Raw genomic sequence first — 19,372 nt, 5'->3', positions numbered from 1 at the left:
GGTCGGCGCCGACCTCGGCGGTCTCGTCCTCGGGGACGAGGATCTCCAGCAGGGTGCCGGCGATCGGGGAGGGGATCTCGGTGTCGACCTTGTCGGTGGACACCTCCAGCAGGGGCTCGTCCACCTCGACGGTGTCGCCGACGTTCTTCAGCCACCGCGTGACGGTGCCCTCGGTCACGCTCTCGCCGAGAGCGGGCATCTGCACCGAGTTCGACATCTCTTCGGTTCTCCTCACGGACGTTCTCCGGCGCCAGGGGACGCCGCGGGTTCCAGGTCTCGGGGGTGGCTCAGGAGTGCGAGTGCAACGGCTTGCCGGCCAGGGCCAGGAACGCCTCGCCGACCGCCTCGTTCTGCGTCGGGTGCGTGTGCACGAGCGCGGCCACGTCCTCGGGGTAGGCCTCCCAGTTGACGATGAGCTGGGCCTCGCCGACCTGCTCGCTCATCCGGGAACCGACCATGTGGACGCCCACGACCGGACCGTCCTTCTGGCGCACCAGCTTCACGAAACCGGTGGTGCCGAGGATCTGGCTCTTGCCGTTGCCACCCAGGTTGTACTCGACGACCTCGACGTCGCCGAACTTCTCGCGCGCCTTGGCCTCGGTGAGCCCGACGGAGGCGACCTCGGGTTCGCAGTAGGTCACCTTGGGGATGCCGAGCTCGTCGATCGGCTGCGGGTCCAGGCCGGCGATGTCCTCGGCGACGAAGATGCCCTGCTGGAAACCGCGGTGCGCCAGCTGCAGCCCCGGGACGATGTCGCCCACGGCGTACACACCCTCGATGTTGGTCCGCAGCCGCTCGTCGGTCAGGACGAAACCGCGGTCCATCGTGATGCCCTGTTCCTCGTACCCGAGGCCGGCGGTGTTCGGGCCGCGGCCGACGGCGACCAGCAGCAGGTCGGCGTCGAACGTCTTGCCGTCCTCGAGGGTCACGACGACCCCGGAGTCGTTCTGCTCGACACCCTTGAACCGCACGCCCAGGGAGAACTTGATGCCGCGCTTGCGGAAGGCCCGCTCGAGGGCCTTGCTCGCGGCTTCGTCCTCCAGCGGCACCAGGTGGGGCAGGGCCTCGACGATGGTGACGTCGGCGCCGAAGGAGCGCCAGACGCTGGCGAACTCCACGCCGATGACGCCGCCGCCGAGGACGATCACCTTCTGGGGCACCGAGTCCAGTGCGAGCGCCTGCTCGCTGGTCACGACCCGGCCGCCGATCTCCAGACCGGGCAGGCTGCGGGAGTACGAGCCCGAGGCGAGGACCACGTTCCTGCCGGTGTAGCGCGTGCCGTCGACCTCGACGGTGTTCTTGGCCACGAGCCGGCCCGTGCCGGCGACGAGCTCGACCTTGCGGGACTTCACCAGCCCCTGCAGGCCCTTGTACAGGCGGGCGATGATGCCGTCCTTGTACTTGTTGACCCCGGCCATGTCGATGGACTCGAAGGACGCCCGGACACCGAACGCCTCGGACTCCTTGGCGGTGTCGGCCACCTCGGCGGCGTGCAGCAGGGCCTTGGTGGGGATGCACCCGCGGTGCAGGCACGTCCCGCCCAGCAGGTCCTTCTCCACGAGGGCCACCGAGAGGCCCAGCTCGGCGGCGCGCAGTGCGGCCGCGTAGCCCCCACTACCTCCTCCGAGGATGACGACGTCGTACTCCTGACCGGCGGCACCTGCCACGAAAAGCTCCTGAGGTCGGCTGTGCTGGCGACTGCTCCGTCGCGATCCTCTCACCACCGGCAACCGGCAGCGCGAGGGGGTCACGCCCCTGCCGTCCGCTGCCCGGGAGGAGGTCGCGAGGGGTCGCGGATCGGCGCGGAACCCGCGCCGGGCCCGCGACGGCCCGGGAACGCCGAAACGGCACCGCCCGGGGGTGGCGGTGCCGTTTCGTCGGGGGGTTCGCGCGGTCGTTCGGCTCAGCGTTCCTTCTCGGCGGAGACGGTTTCCTTGCGGTCCAGCACCGATTCCTTGCGCGTGGACACGGATTCCTTGCGGTCGGTGACGTTCTCCTTGCGGGAGGTGACCGATTCCTTGCGGTCGGTCGTGCTCTCCTTGCGCGTGGAGACGCTTTCCTTGCGGTCGGTGGTGTTCTCCTTGCGGTCCGCCACCGACGACTTCAGGGCGTCCACCTGCTTGACCACGGTCAGCGTCGACTTCGGTGCCGCCGAGGCGGACCCGGCCGTGGCGAGGCCTCCGCCGGCCAGGACGGCTGCGGCGGTGAGGGAGATCGTGGCGCGGCGGGCGATGGTCTGCAGGCGGGTCTGGCGCGTGGACATGCTTCCTCCGTGACGAGTGCCCCGGTGCACACCGGGAGCCGTTTTCGCGGGCAACTGAGCCGGTCGAGCGAGACGCCCCCGATCGAGCGTCGTCACGTTGAGCATATAGCTAATTGCGGAGAGTGTGCGAGATCGGCGAGGGAATGATCACTCGATCGGGTCGTACGGCATTCATGATCAAGAAAGAGTCGGTGAAGGCGTTGCGGTGCAGTGCTTCACCCAGCCGGCGCAGCGGCCGGGAGGTGTGCGGCGGCATTGATCCGGGAATGCCGCACCGAGGTGGCTGCCCCCCTTTCGGGGGGCAGCCATTCGGGTGATGGTGCTGTGCGGAGGCGTCAGCCCGCGTGGTCCTCGGCCAGCGCCACGAGCGTCCGGACGGCGACGCCGGTACCGCCGCGGTGCGTGTAGCCCCAGGGTTCGCCCGTGACGAACGCCGGACCGGCGATGTCCAGGTGCGCCCACGGGATGGGCGAGCCGGCCGCGGAGTCGCCGACGAACTCGCGCAGGAACACCGCCGCCACCAGCATGCCGCCGGCGCGGTCGCCGATGTTGGCCAGGTCGGCGACGGGGGAGTCCAGCGTCGGCCGCAGCTCGTCGGGCATCGGCATGGGCCAGAACGACTCCCCGGCCCGCTCGGCCGCGGTCAGGACGGCGGAGCGGAAGTCGTCGTCGTTGCCCATGACGCCCGAGACCCGGTTGCCCAGCGCGACGACCTGCGCGCCGGTCAGGGTCGCGACGTCGACGATGGCGTCCGGCTGCTCGGCCGAGGCGGCCACCAGCGCGTCACCGAGGACCAGGCGCCCCTCGGCGTCGGTGTTGAGGACCTCCACGGTCGTGCCGCCGAACATCGTCAGCACGTCCGAGGGCCGGATCGCGGTGCCCGAGGGCATGTTCTCGGCCACGGCCAGCCAGCCGGTCACCTTCACCGGCAGGTTCAGCTCGGCGACCGCGCGCACGGCCGCCAGCACCGCGGCCGCACCCGACATGTCGCTCTTCATGGTCTCCATGCCGGCCGCCGGCTTGATCGACAGACCGCCGGAGTCGAAGGTGATGCCCTTGCCCACGAAGGCCAGGTGTCCCCTGGCGCGCGCCGGGGCGTGCTCGACCACGACCAGGCGCGGCGGGCGCGAGGACCCCTGGCCGACACCGAGGATGCCGCCGTACCCGCCGGCGGCCAGCGCCTGCTCGTCCAGGACGCGGACGGTGAGGCCGGTGCCCTCGGCCGCGCGGACGGCGGCCTCGGCCAGGTCCGCGGGGGCCAGGTCCGCGGGGGCGGTGTTGACCAGGTCGCGGGCGGTGCTCACGGCGGAGGCCAGGACGGCGGCGCGCTCGACGGCGGCGCGCAGCGCCTTGTCCCGCGGCTTGGCCACCAGCAGCGTCACCTCGGCGACGGGTTCGCGCGTGGCGGCGCGGTAGCGGGTGAAGGCGTAGGCGCCCAACCCGGCGCCCTCGGCGACGGCGGCGACGGTGCCCGCATCCTGGGCCGGCAGCGCGACCGCGACCCGGCGCTTGCCGGCCAGGGCCCGCACGGCCGCACCGGCGGCCCGGCGCAGGGCCTCGTGGTCGGGGTCGGCGCCGACGCCGGTCAGCGCGACGAGCGAGGTCGAGATCCCGGCGACGCCGGGGACGAGGTGCACGCCGCCGGCCGCGCCGGTGGCCCCCACGGCCACGGCGGCCTCGACCAGGGCGCTGCGGGTCTGCCGCGGCAGGTCCTCACCCCCCAGCAGGACCGGTGCGGTGGACTTCGCACCCCGCGGTGCGGGGGAGAGCCCGAGCACCAGGGCGTCCACCGACACGCTCTTGACCGACTTGCTGCTGAGGAGGAGACGCGGCACCCCGGCACCCTAACGTGGGTGCGTGGACACAGCCGTTCCCGCGCGCGCCGACGCCGAGGTCCGCCCCGGGATCCGCCTGCGCCCGGTGTCGATCGCCGATGTGCCCGCCCTGCAGGACATCTGCCTGCGCACGGGGGACTGCGGCCGGGACGCGACCGCGCTGACGCGGTTCCCCGAACTGCTCGCCGACGTCTACGCGACCCCCTACGCGCACCACGAGGCCGCGTTCGGCACGGTCGTGCAGGACGAGGGCGGGGTGGCGGGCTACGTGCTCGGGTGCCTGGACTCCGCGGAGTTCGAGCGCTGGCGCCAGGCCGCGTGGTGGCCGCCCCTGCGCCGGCGCTACCCGCGTCCCGAGGACGTCGAGGAGGGTTTCGACTCGGGTCCGCTGCGGACCGTCGCGACGGGCACCGGCCCGGACCCGGTGTGGGCCACGCACCCCTCGCACCTGCACATCGACCTGCTGCCCCGCCTGCAGGGCGGGGGGATCGGCCGGGTGCTCGTCGAGCGGGTGTGCGCCCAGCTGGCGGCGGCCGGCTCCCCGGGAGTGCACCTGGGCGTGTCGGCGCGCAACCCCGGGGCGGTGGAGTTCTACCGCCGGACGGGGTTCACCGAGCTGGCCCGGACCGCAGGAGGTCACACGTTCGGGCGCTCGCTCGCCCCGGGGTCCACGGCCCCGGCGTCCACGGTCTCCTGAGCGGGCTCGGGCTCGGGCTCCGGCTCGGGCTCGGGCTCGGGCTCGGGCTCGGGTTCGGGCAGGGGCGGCAGCTCCGCCTCGTCGGCCGCGGCGAGGGCCTGCGCGGCGCGCAGCACCCCCAGCGCGGTCAGCGCCCCCGACCCGCCGCCGCGGCCGGCCCCCAGGTCCAGCAGCGGTGTCATCTTCAGCCGGTCCGCGGCCAGCGCCTGCGCCGGTTCGGCCGTGGCGGCCCCGATCTGCCACCACTTCTCCGCGCCCGGGACGCCCCGCGAGGCCACCAGGGCGGCGGCCACCCCCAGGGCCCCGTCCAGCAGCACCGGCGTGCGGCGCGCGGAGGCGCGCAGCAGCAACCCCACGGCCGCAGCCACGTCGGCGCTGCCGATCGCCTGCAGCACCGCCGTCGGGCGCGTGGCGAGCTTGCGGGCCCGCCGGACGGCGTCGCGCACCGCCGCCGTCTTGCGCATCCAGGTGTCGTCGTCGATGCCGCTGCCGCGGCCGACGACGTCGACGGCGCCCTTGCGCAGGCAGGCCGCGACCAGCGTCGCGGCGACCGTCGTCGCCCCCACCCCCAGGTCACCCAGCAGCAGCAGGTCGACGCCGCCGTCGACGGCCTCGTCGGCGATGGCCGCCCCGGCCCGCACCGCGGCCTCGACCTCCTCGGCGCTCAGCGCGTCCTCCACGGCGATGTCGCCCGAGGGCCGCACCGCGTGCGCGAGCACCGGCGCCGGCACCCCCTCGGTACCCTGCTCGCCCCAGTCGACGCCGAGGGCGTGCACCTGCACCGGTACCCCGGCCTGCGCGGCCAGCGCCGCGTACGCCCCCCGCCCGGCGAGCAGGTCCCGCACGGCCTGCGCCGTCCACCCCGCCTCCAGCCTGGAGACCCCGCGGCCGGCGACCCCGTGGTCGCCGGCCAGGACGACCAGCCGGACCCGCTCCAGCGGGGCGGCGACGTCGCGGTCCTGCGTGCCGGCCAGCCAGCGGGCGAGCTGGTCGGCCCGGGACGCCGGCAGCAGCGGTGCCACCCGGCGCGGTCGCGCCGCCGAGGTGTGCGGGGAGCGCAGACCCTCGGCGATCTCGCGCAGGTTCAACGGCCGCGGGCCGTCGGTCATCTCGGAACTCCTCGGGGTGCGGGCGGCGGGGTGCGTCGGGACTGCCTCGGAGCTGGACTGCCCCGGAACTGCAGAGCATGGTCCCATCCGCCGGACCCGGCGTGGTGCTGCGCCGCTCCGGTCTCGACACCCGCGGCAGCACCCGTTTACGGTGCGCGTACCCGGTCCGACGGAGGGCCTGGGAGGAGGTCACCGACGGTGTCGAGCGGTCTGTCCCGGGCCCGGGAGGACTGGCTGGCGTCCACCGCCAGCGCAGCTGTCGGGACCCCGCTGCCCGGGGCGCGCGAGCTCGTCTCGTCGTCGTGGTGGCGCGCCCGCACCACCGGGCTGGACCCCGACCGCGTGCGGCCGCCCGTGCTGGCCGACAACGCCGACCTGCGGGCCCGCCGCGACGCCCACCCGCTGGCCGTCGTCCTGCCGACCGCGCGGCGGCTGCTGCTCGACGAACCCCTCGGCGTCCCGGTGCTCATGGCCGTCAGCGACGTCGACGGCACCCTGCTGTGGGTGGAGGGCGACGCCGGGCTGCGCCGGGCCGCCGAACGGATGGCCTTCACCGAGGGCGCCCGCTGGAGCGAGGACGTGGCCGGGACCAACGCCCCCGGGACCGCCCTCGTCCTGCAGCGGCCGGTCCGGGTGCGGCAGGGCGAGCACTACGCCACCGCCGTGGCCGGCTGGGGCTGCTCGGCGGCGCCCGTGCGCGACCCGCTCACGGGCGCGGTGCTGGGCGTCCTCGACCTCACCGGCGGCGACGACCTCGGCCGCGAACGGGCGCTGGAGTTCGTCCGCGCCGCCGTGGGCGCGGTCGAGGGGGAGCTGCGGGTGGCGGCGCTGCGCCGCCGGCTCGTGCCCCGCCCCGCACCGTCACCGGCCCGGCTGACCGTCCTGGGGCCGGCACCCACCCTGGGCCACGGTGGATCCGCGCGAGGAGTGTCGTTGCGGCACAGCGAGATGCTCCTGCTGCTGCGGAACGGGCCCGCCGCGGGACAGTCGGCCGCGCAGCTGGCCGCCGACCTCGACGACCGCGACCTGGCGCCGGTGTCGGTGCGGGCCGAGGTGCACCGGCTGCGGGCCGTGCTGGCCGACCGGACCCACGCGACGGTCACGCTGTCTCGGGCGCCCTACCGGCTGCTCGGCCCCCTGCGCTGCGACGTCCTGGACCTGCGCGAGGCGCTGCGCGCCGGGCGGGTGCGCGAGGCCGTGCGGCGCTGGACGGGGGAGGTGCTGCCCGGCTCCGACGCGCCCGGCGTCCGCGCGCTGCGCGAGGAACTGCGGCTGGAACTGCGCACGGCCGTCCTCGAGGGACAGGACGACCAGGCGCTGCTGGAGTTCTCCCGCACCCCGGCCGGACGCGAGGACGTCGTCGTCGCCCACGACCTGGTCGCCCGGCTCGCCCCCGGCGACCCCGGCCGCGCCGAGGCCGTGGCCCGGCTCGAACGGCTGCAACGGGGTTGCAACGGCTGACCGGGCACCGTGGCGGCACGGCGACGGAGCAGTCGCCGGCAGCGAACCGTGGAGGTCCCCCATGACGGTCTACGAGGCACCAGGACGCCCCGGGAGCCTGGTCCAGTACGCCGACCGCTACGACCACTGGATCGGCGGAGAACGGGTAGCCCCCGCCGAGGGCGGCTACTTCGAGAACCCCAGCCCCGTGAACGGGCAGCCGTTCACCGAGGTCGCCCGCGGAACCGCCGCGGACGTCGAACGCGCCCTGGACGCCGCCCACGCCGCGGCCCCCGCCTGGGGACGGACCTCCGTGGCCGAACGCGCCCTGGTGCTGAACCGCATCGCCGACCGCATCGAGGCCAACCTCGAGCAGCTCGCCGTCGCCGAGACCTGGGACAACGGCAAACCCGTCCGCGAGTGCCTGGCCGCCGACCTGCCGCTGGTCGTGGACCACCTGCGCTACTTCGCCGGGGTCGTGCGCGCCCAGGAGGGCGGCATCTCGCAGATCGACGACGACACCGTCGCCTACCACTTCCACGAACCCCTCGGCGTCGTCGGCCAGATCATCCCGTGGAACTTCCCGCTGCTCATGGCGGTCTGGAAGCTGGCCCCGGCGCTCGCGGCCGGCAACGCCGTCGTCCTCAAACCCGCCGAGCAGACCCCGGCCTCGATCATGCTGCTGATGGACCTCATCGGCGACCTGCTGCCGCCCGGTGTCGTCAACGTCGTCAACGGGTTCGGTGCCGAGGCGGGCAAACCCCTGGCCAGCAGCCCGCGGATCCGCAAGATCGCCTTCACGGGCGAGACCACGACGGGCCGGCTCATCATGCAGTACGCCAGCCAGAACCTCATCCCGGTGACGCTGGAACTGGGCGGCAAGAGCCCGAACATCTTCTTCGAGGACGTCGCCAGCGCCCGGGACGAGTTCTACGACAAGGCGCTGGAGGGGTTCACGATGTTCGCGCCGAACTCCGGCGAGGTCTGCACCTGCCCCTCGCGCGCGCTGATCCAGACCGGGATCTACGACGCCTTCCTGGGCGATGCGCTGGCGCGGACGAAGGCCGTGAGGCAGGGCAACCCGCTGGACACCGAGACGATGATCGGTGCGCAGGCCAGCAACGACCAGCTCGAGAAGATCCTGTCCTACATCGACATCGGGACCAAGGAGGGCGCGAAGCTGCTCACCGGCGGCGAGCGGGCCGACCTCGGCGGGGAGCTGTCCGGCGGGTACTACGTCACCCCGACGGTGTTCGAGGGCGACAACTCGATGCGCATCTTCCAGGAGGAGATCTTCGGGCCGGTCGTCTCGGTCGCCCGGTTCGACGACCCCGACGACGCGCTGAAGATCGCCAACGACACGCTCTACGGCCTCGGTGCCGGGGTGTGGTCGCGCGACATCCACCTCGCCTACCGGATGGGCCGCGGGATCCAGGCCGGCCGGGTGTGGACGAACAACTACCACGCCTACCCCGCGCACGCCGCGTTCGGCGGGTACAAGAGCTCGGGCATCGGCCGGGAGAACCACCGGATGATGCTCGACCACTACCAGCAGACGAAGAACCTGCTCGTGAGCTACTCCACCAGCAAGGTCGGGCTGTTCTGACGTGCCGGTCGGACTCACCCCGGAGGCGGCGCAGCAGCTCCGTCGCCTCCGGGCCCGGCACGGGGAGCTGATGTTCCACCAGTCCGGCGGCTGCTGCGACGGCAGTTCGCCGATGTGCTTCGCCGACGGCGACTTCATCCTGTCCGAGGCCGACGAGCACCTCGGGGACCTGCACGTCCCGGCGTCCGGGGAGGACGAGGCGTTCACGGTCGGCGTCTGGATGTCCAAGGAGCAGTACCGGCTCTGGGCGCACACCGAACTGACCATCGACCTCGTGCCCGGCCGGGGCGCCGGGTTCTCGCTGGAGGCGCCGGACGGGGTGCGGTTCCTCGTCCGCTCGGACGTCTGCCGTCCGTGATCGCCGCTGTCGGTACGGTGAGCGCGTGAGCGAACCCGTGGTCTTCGCCCTCGTCGGGTACGGCGGGGGAGGGCGGTACTTCCACGCCCCGGTCATCGAGGGGGCGCCGGGGTGCCGGCTGGGGTTCGTCGTCACGACGAACCCCGAGCGCGCGGCGCAGGCCCGCGCCGAGCACCCCGACGTTCAGGTGGTGGCCTCGGCAGCCGAGGCCGTCGCGGCGGGGGCGCAGGCCGTGGCGATCTCGACGCCGGCCGCCACGCACACCGCGCTGACCGAGGAGGTGGTCGACCTCGGGGTCGCGGTCGTGTGCGACAAGCCGTTCGCCCTCGACGCGCCCGCCGCCGCGCGGACGGTCCAGCGCGCGCAGGCCGCCGGTGTCCTGCTCTCGCCCTACCAGAACCGCCGCTGGGACTCGGACCTGCTGACGGTGCAGCGGGTCCTGGCCGACGGCGAGCTGGGCGAGGTCGTGCGCTTCGAGTCCGCCTTCGAGCGCTGGGCGCCCACCGACCCGCCGGCCGCCGGCGGTGGCCTGCTGCGCGACTTCGGCGCGCACGTCGTCGACCAGGCGCTGCACCTGTTCGGGGACGTGGCGACCGTCGCCGCGCAGACGCGCGGCGGTGACGGGACCGAGGTCGACCTGCGGATCCAGCTCGAGCACGTCAGCGGGGTCCGCAGCGAGCTGTCCGGGTCGTGGAAGCAGGCCGTGCCCGCGCCGCGCTTCCGGGTCACCGGCACCCGCGGCACCTTCGTCCTGGACTCGCCGATGGACGTGCAGGAGGAGCTCCTGCTGTCCGGGCGCACGCCCGCCTCGGAGGGCAGCGGGTGGGGTGCAGAGCCGCCGAGCCGGTGGGGGTCGGTGGTCCTCGGCGGGGGACCGGCCCGTCGGGTGCCCAGCGAGAACGGCCGGTGGCCCGACTTCTACGCCGCCTTCGCCTGCGCCGTCCGCGGTGAGGGGCCGGTGCCGGTGGACCCGTGGGACGCCTGGCGGACGTGCGTGGTGGTCGACGCCGCCCGTGCGTCGGTGCGCGACCGCGAGGTCGTTCATCTCAAGGAATGAGACGGTCGTCTCGCTTCTTGGATGAGCGACGGGCGGGGCGTAGGATCCGCGTCACACCCGGCGCGTCGACGGCGACCCCGGATGCGCACGCCGGGTGTCGACCGCCCGGCCAGGACGACCCCTGGGAACGGCAGCCCGTCCACCCCGTCGTCCCCTGAAGGTCTCCAGCATGGGTCCCGCCGACCTGAACACCTCCGCGTCCACGAGCGCGCCCGCACCGACCAACCCCGCCGGGAAGGTCGCTGCCGCCAGCCTCATCGGCACCACGATCGAGTTCTACGACTTCTACGTCTACGCGACGGCGGCCGTCCTCGTCTTCGGTCCGCTGTTCTTCCCGTCCGGGAACGAGACCGCCCAGACGCTGGCGTCGCTGGCCACCTTCGCCATCGCGTTCGTCGCCCGCCCGATCGGCTCCATCTTCTTCGGCCACTTCGGCGACCGCATCGGCCGCAAGACGACGCTGGTCGCGGCGCTGCTCGTCATGGGCATCTCGACCGTCCTCATCGGCGTCCTGCCCACCCACGCCTCCATCGGCAACCTCGCGCCCGTCCTGCTGTGCCTCATGCGCTTCGGGCAGGGTTTCGGCCTGGGGGGTGAGTGGGGCGGTGCGGCGCTGCTGGCGACCGAGAACGCCCCGGCGAACCGGCGCGCGCTGTACGGCATGTTCCCGCAGCTGGGGGCGCCGTTCGGTTTCATCCTGGCCAACGGCCTGTTCATCCTGCTGGCCACGGGCATGAGCGACGAGACGTTCACCTCGTGGGGCTGGCGCATCCCGTTCCTGCTCAGCTCCGTCCTGGTGGTCCTGGGCCTGTGGATCCGGCTGAGCCTGGCCGAGACGCCGGTCTTCGCCAAGGCGCTGGCCGAGAACAAGCAGGTGCGCGTCCCGGTCGCCGAGACCTTCCGCCGCAGCTGGATGATCGTCGTCCTCGGCGCCTTCTCGGTCATGCTGACCTACACGCTCTTCTACCTGACGACGACCTGGTCGCTGAGCTTCGGCACCAGCGCGCTGGACTACGAGCGCCAGGACTTCCTGGTCATGCTCTGCGTCGCCGTGCTGTTCATGGCCGCCGCCACCCCGCTGTCCGGGGTGCTGTCCGACCGCTTCGGCCGTCGTCCGGTGCTGGCCACCGCGATGGTCGGCGGCGCGGTCGTCGGTCTGCTGACGGGTCCGCTGCTCGGCTCGGGGGAGACCTGGAAGGTCATGGTCTGGCTGTGCGCCGGCCTGTTCTTCATGGGTCTGGTGTTCGGGCCGATCGGGGCCTACCTGCCCGAGCTGTTCCCGACGAACGTCCGGTACACCGGCGCCTCGCTGGCGTTCAACTCCGGCAGCATCCTGGGGGCCTCGCTCGCGCCGTACACCGCGGTCAAGCTCGCGGCCGCCTACGGCGTCAGCTGGGTCGGGTTCTACCTGGCCGCCACGGCCGTGGTCAGCCTCGTCGCGCTGTCGCTGCTGCGCGAGACCCGTACGAGCTCGATCACCTGACGACGGTAGGGTTCGGGACGTGGCCGGTGGGGGAAGCGTGTACAGGACCGTCTACCGCCACGTCCTGACCCGCTTCGACGCCGAGGTCGCCCACCACTGGGCGTTCGCGGGGATGCGGCTGGCCGGCCGGGTGCCGGTGGCCCCGCAGGTCCTGCGCCGGGCGTTCGTCCAGGACGACCCGCGGCTGCGGACCCGGGTGCTCGGGATCGACTTCCCGACCCCGCTGGGGCTGGCCGCCGGCTTCGACAAGAACGCCACCGGCATCGCCGCGCTGGGGAACTTCGGCTTCTCCTGCGTCGAGGTCGGCACCGTCACCGCCCTGCCGCAGCCGGGCAACCCCCGGCCCCGGCTGCACCGGCTGGTCGACGACCGCGCCGTCGTCAACCGCATGGGGTTCAACAACGACGGGGCCGAGGCCGTCGCGAAGAGGCTGCGGCAGATCCGGGCCGTGCCGCCCGCCCACCCCGTCGTCATCGGCGTGAACATCGGCAAGAGCAAGGTCGTCGACGAAGCCGACGCGGCCGCCGACTACGCCACCTCCGCGCGGTTGCTGGCCCCCTACGCCGACTACCTCGTCGTCAACGTCTCCTCGCCCAACACCCCCGGTCTGCGCGACCTGCAGGCCGTCGAGAAGCTGCGACCGGTGCTGAGCGCCGTGCGCGAGGCCGCCGACGACGCGTCCCACCGGCACGTCCCGCTCCTGGTCAAGATCGCCCCGGACCTGTCCGACGACGACGTCGACGCCGTGGCCGACCTCGCCCTGGAGCTGAAGCTCGACGGCATCGTCGCGACGAACACCACGATCGGGCGCGAAGGGCTGCGCTCGTCCGCGGCCGCCGTCGAGGCGGCCGGTGGCGGTGGCCTGTCCGGCGCGCCGCTGAAGGAACGCTCGCTGCAGGTGCTGCGCCGGCTGTCCGCCCGCACCGACTCGGCCCTGACGCTCGTCAGCGTCGGCGGCATCGAGACCGCGGCCGACGTCGCGCAGCGCCTCGAGGCCGGGGCCTCGCTCGTGCAGGCCTACACCGCGTTCATCTACGAGGGCCCCGGGTGGGCCCGCCGGGTGCTGGCCGACCTGGCCGCGAGCCGGACGCGCCGGGAGAGCGACAGGTAGTTCGAGTTGTGCCCCGCGCACTGCGGGGTGAGGGTCGGACGGTTGCCCCTGCGAACTCGTCCGAGGAGACCCGTGACCGACGTGGCCCGCCGCCCAGCCGGGAACAGCCCCGAGGGGAACAGCTCGCACGACGCGCCGGACCCCAACCGCTGGCGCGCCCTGGCCGTCTGCCTCGTCGTCGGGTTCATGACCCTGCTGGACGTCTCGATCGTCAACGTCGCGCTGCCCTCCATCGAGAGTTCGCTCGGTGCCGGCCCGAGCCAGATCCAGTGGATCGTCGCGGGGTACACCCTGGCCTTCGGGCTCGTGCTGGTACCCGCAGGCCGCATCGGTGACCTCTTCTCACGGCGCACGATGTTCGTCACCGGCCTGGCGGGGTTCGTCGTCACCAGCGCCGTGGCCGGGCTCGTCCAGGACGCGACCCAGCTGTCCGTCGTCCGGCTCGCGCAGGGGATCTCCGCAGGCCTGGTGAACCCGCAGGTCCTCGCGCTGATCCAGCAGCTGTTCTCCGGACCCGAGCGCGGACGGGCGTTCGGTGCGTTCGGCACGACCATCGGCGTCTCCACCGCCGTCGGGCCGCTGCTGGGCGGGGCGATCCTCGCCGTCTTCGGCGAGCAGGAGGGCTGGCGCGGCGTCTTCCTGGTCAACGTGCCCATCGGCCTGGTCGCGCTGCCGCTGGCCTGGCGCTGGTTGCCCGGCCGCGACCGCAGCCGGCCCCGCGGGAAGCTCCACCTCGACGTCGTCGGGCTGCTGCTGCTGGGCGCGGCCACGGTCGTGGGCATGCTGCCGTTCGTCCTGACGACGGGTCAGGACGACGATCCGGCCCGCTGGTTCCTGCTCGCCCCGGGCATCGCCCTGCTGGTCGCCTTCGTCCTGTGGGAACGGCGGGAAGGGCGCCGCGGCAACGACCCGGTCGTGGCCGGCGCCCTCGTGCGCACGTCCTCGTTCAGCGTCGGCGCCCTCGTCGGCATCGCCTACTTCGCCGGCTTCACGGGGATCTTCCTGGTCGTGACGCTGTACCTGCAGTCCGGGCTCGGGTTCGAGCCGTGGCAGGCGGGGCTCGTCCAGACCCCGTTCGCGGTCCTGTCCGCGGTGACCTCGCAGATCGGCGGCCGCCTCGTCTCCGAGCGTGGGCGCGTCGTCGTGGTGGTGGGGCTGGTCCTGGTGGCCGTCGGGCTCACCGCCGCCGACATCGTCTCCGCCGCCGTGCAGGGCACGGGGGGAGCGATCGCGCTGTCGGCCTGCCTGGCGGTCAGCGGCGCCGGCGGTGGGCTGGTCATCTCCCCGAACCAGACGCTGACGCTCGCCGAGGTCCCGCGCTCCGTGGCCGGGGTGGCCGGCGGGGTCCTGCAGACAGGTCAGCGCGTGGGGTCGGCCGTCGGTGTGGCCGCCAGCACCGCCGTGTTCTTCTCGACCCTCGTCTCGGGCGGGAGGGGGGAGAAGACCTTCGGGCTGGCCCTCTCGCACGGCCTGCGGGTCTCGCTGGGCCTAGTGCTGCTCGCCCTCGTGCTCGCCCTGCTGGACCTGCGACGACGGGCCGGGCACCACGGCGGTCACGACCACCACGCTGCCCGCCACCGGAGCGAGCAGCGCCGGGGAGGTAGCGTCCAGGGATGAGGCCGACGCAGTGGACGTGGAGCTACGAGGACGCCGAGGGCAGGCCCGTCGAGGGCGAGTCGGCGGTCTTCCCGACCCAGTCCGACGCCGAGACGTGGATCGGGGAGAGCTGGCGCGAACTGCGTGAGCGCGGCGTCGAGAACGCCCACCTGTGGGCCGACGGCGCGAAGGTGTACGGGCCGCTCTCGCTGCGCCCGGCGGAGTGATCGGCACGTCGCCCCGACAGGCCCGCTCACCGGGCCCGCCGGGGCGACGTGCTCGAACGCGCGAGGTCAGCTGGGGCGCTCGGTGGGGGACTTGGCGGCCGTGCGCGCCGGGTCGCGCTCGACGACGTCGCCCAGGACGGCGTCGATGCGCTCGAGCAGCTCCGGGGGGATCGTCACGCCGGAGGCCTTGACGTTCTCGCGCACCTGCTCGGGACGGGAGGCGCCGATGATCGCGGCCGCGACGTTGTCGTTCTGCAGCACCCACGCGACGGCCAGCTGGGCCATCGACAGCTGCAGCTCACGGGCGACCGACTTCAGCTCCTGGACCCGCGACAGCACGTCGTCGCGCATCCAGCGGCTGATCATCTGCTTGCCGCCCTTCTCGTCCGTGGCCCGGCTGCCCTCCGGCGGCGCGCCGCCGGGGGTGTACTTGCCGGTCAGGACGCCCTGGGCGATCGGCGAGAAGACGACCTGGGAGATGCCGAGCTCACGCGAGGCCGGCACGACCTCGGCCTCGATGACGCGGTACAGCGCGGAGTACTCCGGCTGGTTGGAGATGAGCTGGAACCCGAGCTGGTCGGCGAGGGCCCGGCCCTGGCGCAGCTGGTCGGCGGTCCACTCGCTGACCCCGATGTACAGGGCCTTGCCGGCGCGCACGACGTCGGCGAACGCCTGCATCGTCTCCTCGATCGGCGTCGAGACGTCGAAGCGATGCGCCTGGTAGACGTCGACGTGGTCGGTGCCCAGTCGCTTCAGGGACCCGTTGATCGACTCCAGGACGTGCTTGCGCGACAACCCGGAGTCGTTGTGGCCCTTGGGGCCGGTGGGGAAGAAGACCTTCGTGAGGATCTCCAGGCTCTCGCGGCGCTGACCCTTCAGCGCCGTGCCCAGGACGGTCTCGGCGGCGGTGTTGGCGTAGACGTCGGCGGTGTCGAAGGTCGAGATCCCCGCGTCGAGCGCGGCGTGCACGCAGGCGACGGCCGCCTCGTTCTCGACTTGCGAGCCGTGGGTGAGCCAGTTGCCGTAGGTGATCTCAGAGATCTTCAGTCCGCTGCGACCGAGGTGTCGGAACTCCATGGCCGCGAACCTAACGGCATCGCGTTCAGACCGCGAGGGCCTCCGGCGCCGTGCGGTCCACCCGCGAGGTCCGCGCGGCGAGCAGGACGCGCGTGGCGCCCGCCGCGGTCAGCGCGGCACCACCGAGGTGCAGCACGACGGCGAGCCCGGGCAGACCGTCCAGGCTCTGGTAGGTCCCCAGCGCGGCCTGCGCCACGAACAGCACCAGCAGGATCGTCGCGCGGCGCCGGACCAGGTCGTCCCCGGCGCGCGCCGCCACCACGACCACGACGGCCGCGAGCACGAGCGCGAGCACCGCGAACACGCCGTGCACCACGGTGACCACCGTCCAGCTCACGGGGATGCGGTGGACCTCGGCGCTGTCACCGGGGTGCGGACCCGAGCCGGTGACGATCGTGCCGACCACGACGACGACGGCCGTGACGCCGACCAGCCACCGCGCCAGCCGCCGGGTGCGCTCGGCGGGCGCCGGCACGACCGCGCGGTGCGCGATGTCGTAGCTGACCGTGGCCGAGACCAGCAGGGCGATCGCGGCCAGGAAGTGCGCGGCCACGACGTAGGGGTTCAGACCGGTCAGGACGGTGATGCCGCCGACGACGGCGTTGAGGACGATCCCCAGGAACTGGCCCCAGCCGGACCACAGCAGGGTGCGGTGCCGCGGCTTCTGCGCCAGGCAGGCGATGATCACCGCACCCACGGCGAGGCAGATGACGAAGGTCAGCAGCCGGTTGCCGAACTCGATGGCGCCGTGGATGCCGGTGTCGACCGTGGCGGTGGTGAAGGAGTCGTCGGTGCAGCGAGGCCACGTCGGGCAGCCGAGCCCCGAACCGGTCACCCGGACGACGCCGCCGGTGACGATGATGAGGACGCTGACGACCAGGGCGGCCGTCGTCGTCCAGCGGACGGCGCGGGAGTGGGTCACGTTCGTCACTGCTCTCGCGCCGGTCAGCGGGGGGAGGCGCCGCGGTCGACCATGGGGACGGGGCGGCGCATGCGCCGGATCTGCAGCGCCCGGGTCACCCCGTAGGAGACCAGACCGCGCTCGGGGTCGGGGAACCGCCCGGCCACGGCGCGCTTGACCTTGCGGCCCAGCAGGATGCTGTCGACCACGACCACCGCGAGCATCAGGTAGATCAGGACGGTCGTGCCGAGCACGAGGGCCGTCGAGCCCAGCGGCTGCGCGAGCATCGACAGCACCAGCGAGACACCGGCGATGATGAGGAAGTACTCGCCCACGTTGCGCCGGGCGTCGACCAGGTCGCGCACGAACCGCTTCTGCGGGCCGCGGTCGCGCACCGGCAGGTAGCGCTCGTCACCGGTCATGAGGGCGGTCTGCATCTTGGCGCGCGCCTCGCGCTGCGCTTCGCGGTTGGCCCGCGCGGCGGCCTTGCGGTCGGTGGGGACCAGGGGGCGCTGGTTGCGGGCCTGGGCCTCGCTGCGCTTGGGGGTGGGGCGGCCCTTGCCGCCCACCTTCGTCAGCTCGACGACCGGCGCCTCCTCGGTCCTGCCGGGGGCCGACTTCTCCTTCGAGCGTCCGAACACGAGGCCAAGGGTACGTCACCGCGGGGGCCCGCAGACCCCTGCGAGTACGGTCGCGGACGTGAGCGACACCACCCTGCCCGCCGCCGGTCCCGACCGCACCGCGGTCCTGCGCACGGCCTCGGCCGCGCAGGACGCCGCGACCCGCGCCGACCTCGAGGCGCTCGTGCGCATCCCGAGCGTCTCGGCCCGCGCCTTCGACCAGGCGCACGTCGCCGCCAGCGCACAGGCCGTGGCCGAGCTGCTGCGGGGCGCCGGACTGCCGCAGGTCGACGTCGTGACCACCCGCGCGGGCGACTCGGAGAGCGCTCCGGCCGTCATCGGCCACCGGCCCGCCCCGGCCGGCGCCCCGACCGTCCTGCTGTACGCCCACCACGACGTGCAGCCCCCGGGCCGGGAGGAGGACTGGTCGTCGGCGCCCTTCGAGCCCACCGAACGCGACGGCCGCCTGTTCGGCCGCGGTGCCGCCGACGACAAGGCCGGCGTCATGGCGCACGTGCACGCGCTGCGGACCCTGCTGCCGCTGTGGGGTCCCGGCGACGGCGTCGGCGTCACGGTCTTCGTCGAGGGCGAGGAGGAGATCGGCTCGCCGACCTTCGGCGCCTTCCTGGCCGAGCACCGCGAACGGCTGGCCGCCGACGTCATCGTCGTGGCCGACTCCGGCAACTGGCGGGTCGGCGTCCCCGCGATCACGACGAGCCTGCGGGGCCTGGTCGACTGCGACGTCACGGTCGAGGTGCTGTCGCACGCCGTGCACTCGGGCGTCAACGGCGGCCCGGTGCTGGACGCCCTGACCTCGATCTCGCGGCTGCTGGCCACCCTGCACGACGAGAACGGCGACGTCGCCGTGAAGGGCCTGCACGCCTCGGCGGCGCCGGAGGTGGACCTGACCGAGGCGGTGTTCCGCGCCGACGCCGGGGTGCTGCCGGAGGTCCGCCTCGCCGGGACCGGCACCATCGCCGACCGCCTGTGGACCAAGCCGGCGATCGCCGTCATCGGCCTGGACGCCACCCCGGTGGACCGCGCGAGCAACACGCTGGTCCCCTCGGCGCGGGCCAAGGTCAGCATGCGGCTGGCGCCGGGGCAGGACCCCTCGGCCGCGATGACCGCGCTGCGCCGGCACCTGCTGGCCAACGCCCCGTTCGGCGCCCGGGTCACCGTCACCGACGGTGAGCAGGGGCAGGCCTTCTCGGCCGACACCTCCTCGCCCGCCCACGCGGTGGCGCGGCAGGCGTTCACGCAGGCCTACGGTGCGGCCACCGTCGAGATGGGCATGGGCGGCTCGATCCCGTTCGTCGCCGACCTGGCGCAGGTCTACCCGTCGGCGGCGATCCTGGTCACCGGTGTGGAGGACCCCGACTCCCGCGCGCACGGCGCCGACGAGTCGCTGCACCTGCAGGACTTCACCCGCGCGTGCCTGGGGGAGGTGCTGCTGCTCGACGGTCTGGTCACCGGTCTGGTCGACGGTGCCCCGCGGGAGTCGTAACCTCGGGTGGGAACACACCGCGCGACCGTGCGGTTGGCACCACCGACAGCCCGCGAGCGACTTCGGAGACGATGCTCATGACCACCACCAGCGACACGACCACCGAGGCCACCCACGGGGTCCTGCTGACCGACGTGGCGGCGACGAAGGTCCGGACGCTGCTCGAGCAGGAGGGTCGTGACGACCTGCGCCTGCGCATCGCGGTGCAGCCGGGCGGCTGCTCGGGGCTGATCTACCAGCTCTACTTCGACGAGCGCACGCTCGACGGCGACGCCGTCCGCGACTTCGACGGCGTCGAGGTCGTCGTGGACAAGATGAGCGGTCCCTACCTCGACGGCGCGACGATCGACTTCGCCGACACCATCGAGAAGCAGGGCTTCACGATCGACAACCCGAACGCCGGGAGCAGCTGCGCCTGCGGTGACTCCTTCAGCTGAGCGCCTGCCCCACCGATCGGCCCCCGCACCCTCCGGTGCGGGGGCCGCTCG

At 73.5% G+C, this 19,372-nt stretch carries 19 protein-coding genes; 11 read left to right on the top strand and 8 right to left on the bottom strand.

Annotated elements, in window-relative coordinates:
* From ACRYR2_RS10815 to ACRYR2_RS10800, 4 genes are all read right to left on the bottom strand, one after another.
* Nucleotides 1–217: biotin/lipoyl-containing protein (locus ACRYR2_RS10815; protein ID WP_432562872.1), on the bottom strand; the 217-nt coding region annotated here is incomplete at its 3' end.
* Nucleotides 218–287: 70 nt separating this feature from the next.
* Nucleotides 288–1,667, bottom strand: coding sequence for a dihydrolipoyl dehydrogenase (gene lpdA / locus ACRYR2_RS10810; RefSeq protein ID WP_432562861.1), 1,380 nt, complete (start codon nt 1,665–1,667; stop codon nt 288–290).
* A gap of 236 nt (nt 1,668–1,903) precedes the next feature.
* Entirely contained in the window at nt 1,904–2,263 is a 360-nt protein-coding gene (locus ACRYR2_RS10805) for a hypothetical protein (protein ID WP_432562860.1), read from the bottom strand.
* Between the two features lie 335 nt (nt 2,264–2,598).
* Nucleotides 2,599–4,098: a leucyl aminopeptidase gene (locus ACRYR2_RS10800; protein WP_432562859.1), complete on the bottom strand. Its 1,500-nt coding sequence runs from the start codon at nt 4,096–4,098 to the stop codon at nt 2,599–2,601.
* Nucleotides 4,099–4,120: 22 nt separating this feature from the next.
* On the opposite strand from ACRYR2_RS10800, the gene ACRYR2_RS10795 reads away from it, so the two are divergent.
* On the top strand, nt 4,121–4,795 hold the full coding sequence (locus tag ACRYR2_RS10795; RefSeq protein WP_432562858.1) for a GNAT family N-acetyltransferase: 675 nt from the start codon (nt 4,121–4,123) through the stop codon (nt 4,793–4,795).
* Here the strand turns inward: ACRYR2_RS10795 and ACRYR2_RS10790 are convergent.
* Nucleotides 4,735–5,904 carry a nicotinate-nucleotide--dimethylbenzimidazole phosphoribosyltransferase gene (locus tag ACRYR2_RS10790; RefSeq protein WP_432562857.1) on the bottom strand — a complete coding sequence of 390 codons (1,170 nt, stop codon included), beginning with the start codon at nt 5,902–5,904 and terminating at the stop codon, nt 4,735–4,737. The two genes, ACRYR2_RS10795 and ACRYR2_RS10790, sit on opposite strands and share 61 nt — an antisense overlap.
* A gap of 198 nt (nt 5,905–6,102) precedes the next feature.
* On the opposite strand from ACRYR2_RS10790, the gene ACRYR2_RS10785 reads away from it, so the two are divergent.
* The 8 genes from ACRYR2_RS10785 to ACRYR2_RS10750 all read left to right on the top strand — a co-directional run bounded on the left by ACRYR2_RS10785 (nt 6,103) and on the right by ACRYR2_RS10750 (nt 14,782).
* Nucleotides 6,103–7,365: a GAF domain-containing protein gene (locus ACRYR2_RS10785; protein ID WP_432562856.1), complete on the top strand. Its 1,263-nt coding sequence runs from the start codon at nt 6,103–6,105 to the stop codon at nt 7,363–7,365.
* A gap of 61 nt (nt 7,366–7,426) precedes the next feature.
* Nucleotides 7,427–8,950, top strand: a complete 1,524-nt coding sequence (gene exaC / locus ACRYR2_RS10780) for an acetaldehyde dehydrogenase ExaC (RefSeq protein ID WP_432562855.1) — start codon at nt 7,427–7,429, stop codon at nt 8,948–8,950.
* 1 nt (nt 8,951) lies between these two features.
* A complete protein-coding gene (locus tag ACRYR2_RS10775; protein ID WP_432562854.1) occupies nt 8,952–9,308 on the top strand; it encodes a DUF779 domain-containing protein in 357 nt (118 codons plus the stop codon).
* Between the two features lie 25 nt (nt 9,309–9,333).
* On the top strand, nt 9,334–10,365 hold the full coding sequence (locus tag ACRYR2_RS10770; RefSeq protein ID WP_432562853.1) for a Gfo/Idh/MocA family protein: 1,032 nt from the start codon (nt 9,334–9,336) through the stop codon (nt 10,363–10,365).
* A gap of 169 nt (nt 10,366–10,534) precedes the next feature.
* On the top strand, nt 10,535–11,848 hold the full coding sequence (locus ACRYR2_RS10765; protein ID WP_432562852.1) for an MFS transporter: 1,314 nt from the start codon (nt 10,535–10,537) through the stop codon (nt 11,846–11,848).
* Between the two features lie 37 nt (nt 11,849–11,885).
* Nucleotides 11,886–12,959, top strand: coding sequence for a quinone-dependent dihydroorotate dehydrogenase (locus tag ACRYR2_RS10760; protein WP_432562851.1), 1,074 nt, complete (start codon nt 11,886–11,888; stop codon nt 12,957–12,959).
* 186 nt (nt 12,960–13,145) lie between these two features.
* The gene (locus ACRYR2_RS10755; protein WP_432562871.1) at nt 13,146–14,576 is read left to right on the top strand and encodes an MFS transporter; all 1,431 of its coding nucleotides are present in this window, start codon (nt 13,146–13,148) and stop codon (nt 14,574–14,576) included.
* Nucleotides 14,573–14,782, top strand: a complete 210-nt coding sequence (locus tag ACRYR2_RS10750) for a hypothetical protein (RefSeq protein ID WP_432562850.1) — start codon at nt 14,573–14,575, stop codon at nt 14,780–14,782. Before ACRYR2_RS10755 ends, ACRYR2_RS10750 begins: the two co-directional genes overlap by 4 nt.
* Before the next feature lie 66 nt (nt 14,783–14,848).
* Here the strand turns inward: ACRYR2_RS10750 and ACRYR2_RS10745 are convergent, their stop codons facing one another.
* Genes ACRYR2_RS10745 through ACRYR2_RS10735 form a run of 3 tightly spaced genes read right to left on the bottom strand, consistent with a single transcriptional unit; the run spans nt 14,849 to nt 17,401 of the window.
* Nucleotides 14,849–15,859, bottom strand: a complete 1,011-nt coding sequence (locus tag ACRYR2_RS10745) for an aldo/keto reductase family protein (protein ID WP_432562849.1) — start codon at nt 15,857–15,859, stop codon at nt 14,849–14,851.
* Nucleotides 15,860–15,884: 25 nt separating this feature from the next.
* Nucleotides 15,885–16,781: a COX15/CtaA family protein gene (locus ACRYR2_RS10740; RefSeq protein ID WP_432562848.1), complete on the bottom strand. Its 897-nt coding sequence runs from the start codon at nt 16,779–16,781 to the stop codon at nt 15,885–15,887.
* 23 nt (nt 16,782–16,804) lie between these two features.
* On the bottom strand, nt 16,805–17,401 hold the full coding sequence (locus tag ACRYR2_RS10735) for a DUF3043 domain-containing protein (protein ID WP_432562847.1): 597 nt from the start codon (nt 17,399–17,401) through the stop codon (nt 16,805–16,807).
* Nucleotides 17,402–17,459: 58 nt separating this feature from the next.
* On the opposite strand from ACRYR2_RS10735, the gene ACRYR2_RS10730 reads away from it, so the two are divergent.
* Nucleotides 17,460–18,884 (top strand): dipeptidase, encoded by a 1,425-nt coding sequence (locus tag ACRYR2_RS10730; RefSeq protein WP_432562846.1) that lies wholly within the window; start codon nt 17,460–17,462, stop codon nt 18,882–18,884.
* A 77-nt stretch (nt 18,885–18,961) separates the two neighbouring features.
* Nucleotides 18,962–19,321: a HesB/IscA family protein gene (locus ACRYR2_RS10725; RefSeq protein ID WP_432562845.1), complete on the top strand. Its 360-nt coding sequence runs from the start codon at nt 18,962–18,964 to the stop codon at nt 19,319–19,321.
* Nucleotides 19,322–19,372: the final 51 nt, after the last annotated feature.

Source organism: Kineococcus deserti (genome assembly GCF_050871945.1).
Taxonomy (GTDB): domain Bacteria; phylum Actinomycetota; class Actinomycetes; order Actinomycetales; family Kineococcaceae; genus Kineococcus.
This window is presented reverse-complemented; position numbering and strand designations above follow the sequence as displayed.

Coding starts and splice junctions, on each gene's coding strand:
- ACRYR2_RS10805 (WP_432562860.1), bottom strand. CDS start 2,263: ATGTCCACGCGCCAGACCCGCCTGCAGACCATCGCCCGCCGCGCCACG.
- ACRYR2_RS10725 (WP_432562845.1), top strand. CDS start 18,962: ATGACCACCACCAGCGACACGACCACCGAGGCCACCCACGGGGTCCTG.
- ACRYR2_RS10790 (WP_432562857.1), bottom strand. CDS start 5,904: ATGACCGACGGCCCGCGGCCGTTGAACCTGCGCGAGATCGCCGAGGGT.
- exaC (WP_432562855.1), top strand. CDS start 7,427: ATGACGGTCTACGAGGCACCAGGACGCCCCGGGAGCCTGGTCCAGTAC.
- ACRYR2_RS10765 (WP_432562852.1), top strand. CDS start 10,535: ATGGGTCCCGCCGACCTGAACACCTCCGCGTCCACGAGCGCGCCCGCA.
- ACRYR2_RS10745 (WP_432562849.1), bottom strand. CDS start 15,859: ATGGAGTTCCGACACCTCGGTCGCAGCGGACTGAAGATCTCTGAGATC.
- ACRYR2_RS10755 (WP_432562871.1), top strand. CDS start 13,146: ATGACCCTGCTGGACGTCTCGATCGTCAACGTCGCGCTGCCCTCCATC.
- ACRYR2_RS10750 (WP_432562850.1), top strand. CDS start 14,573: ATGAGGCCGACGCAGTGGACGTGGAGCTACGAGGACGCCGAGGGCAGG.